Origin of the sequence: Moraxella sp. (assembly GCF_024227015.1) — a bacterium.
Lineage (GTDB): Bacteria > Pseudomonadota > Gammaproteobacteria > Pseudomonadales > Moraxellaceae > Moraxella.
This window is the reverse complement of the sequence record NZ_JAAELD010000348.1, coordinates 1-4,636: the sequence shown is the minus strand read 5'-3', so window position 1 is coordinate 4,636 and position 4,636 is coordinate 1. Positions and strand designations below refer to the sequence as shown.

At 49.2% G+C, this 4,636-nt stretch carries 5 protein-coding genes; 3 read left to right on the top strand and 2 right to left on the bottom strand.

Annotation, left to right across the window (positions count from 1 at the left end):
* Positions 1-89 precede the first annotated feature (89 nt).
* The 3 genes from GY683_RS07770 (at position 90) to GY683_RS07760 (ending at position 3,880) form a co-directional block, all read left to right on the top strand.
* Positions 90-1,760 carry an electron transfer flavoprotein-ubiquinone oxidoreductase gene (locus GY683_RS07770; RefSeq protein WP_297288189.1) on the top strand — a complete coding sequence of 557 codons (1,671 nt, stop codon included), beginning with the start codon at positions 90-92 and terminating at the stop codon, positions 1,758-1,760.
* A 175-nt stretch (positions 1,761-1,935) separates the two neighbouring features.
* Positions 1,936-2,571 carry a 2OG-Fe dioxygenase family protein gene (locus GY683_RS07765; RefSeq protein ID WP_297288188.1) on the top strand — a complete coding sequence of 212 codons (636 nt, stop codon included), beginning with the start codon at positions 1,936-1,938 and terminating at the stop codon, positions 2,569-2,571.
* Positions 2,572-2,644: 73 nt separating this feature from the next.
* Positions 2,645-3,880 carry an aminotransferase class V-fold PLP-dependent enzyme gene (locus GY683_RS07760; RefSeq protein ID WP_297288187.1) on the top strand — a complete coding sequence of 412 codons (1,236 nt, stop codon included), beginning with the start codon at positions 2,645-2,647 and terminating at the stop codon, positions 3,878-3,880.
* A 29-nt stretch (positions 3,881-3,909) separates the two neighbouring features.
* Here GY683_RS07760 and GY683_RS07755 read toward each other — a convergent pair whose 3' ends face one another.
* Positions 3,910-4,365, bottom strand: coding sequence for a DMT family transporter (locus GY683_RS07755; RefSeq protein ID WP_297288186.1), 456 nt, complete (start codon positions 4,363-4,365; stop codon positions 3,910-3,912).
* A 79-nt stretch (positions 4,366-4,444) separates the two neighbouring features.
* Positions 4,445-4,636, bottom strand: a 192-nt coding sequence (locus GY683_RS07750; protein WP_297288185.1) for an FAD-dependent oxidoreductase, incomplete at its 5' end; no start/stop codon positions are given.

The window sequence follows — 4,636 nt, the reverse complement described above, 5'->3', positions numbered from 1 at the left end:
TAAAATAATGAAATTTCCCGTATTTTGTTATTTTTAATCAATAAAAGCCAGTCGGCAGCCCCTGCCCACAAGCGATTTAAGGAATGTATATGCACAATGAAATTCAGCGCGAATCCATGGAGTTTGATGTCGTCGTCGTGGGCGGTGGTCCTGCAGGACTTGCCACCGCCATCCGTCTAAAACAGCTCGCCAATGAGCAAGGTTTGGATGAGTTCATGGTGTGCGTCATCGAAAAGGGTTCAGAATTTGGCGCACACACTCTCTCAGGTGCAATTCTTGAGACGCGCGCTCTTGATGAATTATTCCCCAACTGGCAAGAGATGGGCGCGCCCGTCACCGTCAAAGCCAAAGAAGACCGCGTGTACATGCTTGGCAAGAACAGCACAAAACGCCTGCCAAATGGCATCGTCCCTAGCAGCATGCACAACGAAGGCAATTACATCGTCTCGCTGGGCAACGTCGTACGCTGGCTGGCACAGCAGGCCGAAGCGATGGAAATCATGCTGTTTCCAAGCTTTACCGCAAGCGAAATCCTATATAACGAGGACGGTTCGGTACGCGGTATCTTAACAGGCGACATGGGTGTCAATGCGCGCGGCGAGGCCAAGCCATCTTTTGAGGCGGGCTATGAGCTGCTTGCCAAATACACCGTCTTTGCCGAAGGTTGTCGTGGACATCTGGGCAAACGCCTGATCAGCCGCTTCCATCTTGACAAAGATAGAGATCCGCAGCACTACGGCATCGGCCTAAAAGAACTTTGGGAAATCGACGCAGACAAGCACGAAGAAGGCGTGATTCTGCACGGCTCTGGCTGGCCATTGAGTGAAACTGGTACGACAGGCGGCTGGTTCTTATACTTCGCCGAAGACAATCAAGTAAGCTTCGGTCTGGTGGTAGACCTGTCTTATCACAACCCACACGTTTCGCCATTTGACGAATTACAACGTCTAAAACTCCACCCGCTGATTCGCCCGATCCTAGAAGGCGGTAAACGTCTGTCTTATGGCGCGCGTGCCCTGACTAAGGGCGGTCTAAACAGCCTGCCTAAGCTTAGCTTCGCTGGTGGCGTGTTGGTGGGTGATGATGCAGGCTTCCTAAACCCTGCCAAAATCAAAGGCTCGCACACTGCGATGAAGTCAGGCATGCTGGCCGCTGAGAGCATCTTTAAGGCGCTACAGGCAGGTCGTCAGCATGATGAAGTGACCGAATATCAGACTGCTTTTGAGAATTCATGGCTATTTGAAGACGCGCACAGCGCACGCAACTTCTCGCCTGCCATGCACCGCATGGGTCAGTGGATGGGCGGTGCGTTTACCTTTGTTGAGCAGAATCTACTGGGCGGTAAGATTCCATTTACCGTACATGACAACGCTTATGATTATGCACAGCTTGATAAGGCAGATCACGCCTACAAGCCTGACTACCCAAGACCAGACGGCAAGCTGACCTTTGATAAGCTATCAAGCGTGTTCATCTCAAACACCAACCACGCCGAAGATCAGCCATGCCACCTGAAGCTGACTGATCCAACCGTGCCAATCACCAAGAACCTACCACTGTACGCCGAGCCTGCGCGCCTATACTGCCCTGCTGGTGTGTACGAAGTGGTGGCAGATGAGAACGCACCACATGGCGCACGTTTTGTCATTAATAGTCAAAACTGCGTTCACTGTAAGACCTGCGACATCAAAGACCCATCGCAGAACATTACTTGGGTGACGCCAGAAGGTGGCGGCGGTCCTAACTATCCAAACATGTAGTGTTTATCAAACTGAAAAAGCCAAACGATCAAGCGTTTGGCTTTTTTATTGTCCGATCAGCCATCATGATAATATGGTTTTTTATCATTAGATTTTTATAAATAAAATTTATTTGTCACCAAAATAACTTTTTGTTATATTATGCAGACTCCTAACGCCAATATAAGGACATATCATGAGCGCACTTCTTCACACAGGCAATCTACCTACCGACATCATCGCCCCACTTCGTACTGATTTTGACAGCTTAACACCAAGTCTATATAAGGACGGCAGTTATCGCTTGCGCCGTTATTCTAAATTCACCTACAACCAAGACAGCCAGGACATCGAGCTGATTCGTGGCAGCCAATTCGTCCAAAGTAGCGAATTAAATAAATTCCAAGGCGACGTGGTTCGCCAATATGACGACGTGAGTGATGAGCTGCTACAGACCGAGGGTTTCTTAACTATCGTAGATACCTTCGCCAAGCAAGGCGGACTGCCTAACGATGCCACCATCGAAGTCCATCAGATGCGCATCGTCTCTAAAGACCCTGCCAAGCCCACCATCACCACACCAGAAGGTCTACACCAAGATGGCTTTGATCGCATTAGCATGTTTACCGTCAGTCGTCAAGATGTAGCAGGCGGCGATCTGTGCGCTTATCAGACGAACGACCCAGACAGCATGCTAGTCAGACTACCAAGCGAGACGGGTGTATACTGCGTGATGGATGACAGCGAGCTTTGGCACTATGCCAGCGAGCTTGGCACCACAGGCGAATCGGGTTTTTGGGATCTGTTCGTATTGACAGCCAATCTGCATTAAGCTATTTTACGCATATTTTTAACGCCAATTCATCAATTGGCGTTATTTTCCGTTATTACATTTAGGAAAAATCATGTACAACATTACCAAGATTCGTGAGCAATTTTTGGCATTTTCTTGCAAGGATGAGCAGGGACAGACCCCGATTTTCTTTGATGGGCCTGGTGGCAGTCAAGTGCCCAAGACAGTCATCCAAGCGATTGGCGATTATCTGGGCTGCTATAACAGCAACATGGGCGGACATGCAGATGCTGGCAGACGTACCAGCGCCGTTAATGCTACTGCGCGCAAGATGGCAGGCGCTTGGCTTGGCTGTCCTGACGAACAGGTGGTTTTTGGGTTAAACTCTACCAGCTTGATGTTTCAGTTCTCACGAGTTCTATCACGCGATTGGCAGGCAGGCGACAACATCGTCCTAAGCTCGATTGACCATTTCTCGAACGTCTCATCATGGCAAACCGCCGGCATCGATAAAGGCGTAGAGATCCGCCGCATTCCTTTAACTGCCGATGGTAGCGCACTTGACTTACGGTCATTAGAGGTGCTCATCGATGAGAACACCCGTCTGGTGGCGGTGTCATTGGCGTCGAATGTTCTAGGAACAAGAACTCACATCAGCCCGATCATCGAGCGTGCCAAGGCTATCGGCGCATTCATGGTCGTTGATGCAGTGCACGCCATCGTACACGAGAAAGTCAATGCCGCTCAGATGGGCTGCGATCTACTATTCGCCTCCAGCTATAAACTTGGCGGTGCTCACCTTGGCATGGCTTACGCCTCTCATCGCGTGCTGGATTTACCCGCTTATAAAGTGGAGCCCGCCACCGAGATTCGTCCTTTTGCCTTTGAACAAGGCACTCAGTCATTCGAAGCGCAGGCAGGCATGATTGCATTGATCGAGTATTGGGCGAATCTAGGTGGTACAGATGGCACACTGGATGAACGACTACAGCAAGCATACACCATCATACAAGAATACGAACAAGGGCTATCCAAGTTATTCTTAGAACACGCCAACGAGCGGCCTTATTTTATCTTATACGGCAAGAATACCACCGAGGGACGCACACCTACGTTCGCCTTTAACCTTGTCAAGGATGGTAAAGTCCTAAACCCGGCCAACATCGCTAAGTGGTTTGGCGAGCGCAACGTTGCCTTGCCATCGGGTAATTTTTATGCGCTGGATGTGGTGCGTCATTTAGATCTGGTTGAGACGGGATTCTTGCGTGTAGGGTTTTTACATTACTCAACAGCGGATGAGATTCATCGACTGTTCGAGCTGCTTGATGAATATGTGCAGTCTATCTAAACACAAAACACGGCAATACGCCGTGTTTTTTATTTAAAAACTTTATCGCCAAACATAAAAAAGGTCAGTCCAATCAGCATTACGCCAAGACCAATGTATTTATGCACACCTAACGAACGAACAGGCATCTCAATCAACCCAAAGTGATCAATCACCATGCCTGCAATCAGCTGCCCCAAGATGATTAAGAACGCCATGTTCACAAGTCCAATCTTCGGCGCCAAAAACGCCGTGATAAACACAAACACCGCACCGATCGCCCCACCAACCCAACGCCACCAAGGCTGATCAGCGATGTTGTCTGAGACACTTTGCCAGTCGCCCTGCCACAGCATAACCAGCCCCAAGCACAGCGTGCCAATGGCAAAAGAGAAAAACGCCGCCGCCAATGGCTGACTGCCCAGACCAATGGCAAGGCGTGAGTTAATCGCCGCTTGCACAGCGATGCCCATGCCAATCCCAAATGCCATAAAAAAATACCACATAACCACCCCCACAACACGCACAATAAAAAACACACTTTATCATAAAGTGTGTTTTTTGGATATTGAACATCGCAATAAATTAAGAATTCATCATCAGATATTCAAACGCTGCCAAGCCTGCTTTTGAGCCTTCGCCCATGGCGATGTTGATTTGCTTAAATGGCACAGTTGTCACGTCACCACATGCGAACACACCTGGCTTATTAGTACGGCATTTGGCATCGATCTCAATCTCGCCATGAGCTGTCACATCCACCAAATCCTTAACCAC

Coding starts and splice junctions, on each gene's coding strand:
- GY683_RS07770 (WP_297288189.1), top strand. CDS start 90: ATGCACAATGAAATTCAGCGCGAATCCATGGAGTTTGATGTCGTCGTC.
- GY683_RS07765 (WP_297288188.1), top strand. CDS start 1,936: ATGAGCGCACTTCTTCACACAGGCAATCTACCTACCGACATCATCGCC.
- GY683_RS07760 (WP_297288187.1), top strand. CDS start 2,645: ATGTACAACATTACCAAGATTCGTGAGCAATTTTTGGCATTTTCTTGC.
- GY683_RS07755 (WP_297288186.1), bottom strand. CDS start 4,365: ATGTGGTATTTTTTTATGGCATTTGGGATTGGCATGGGCATCGCTGTG.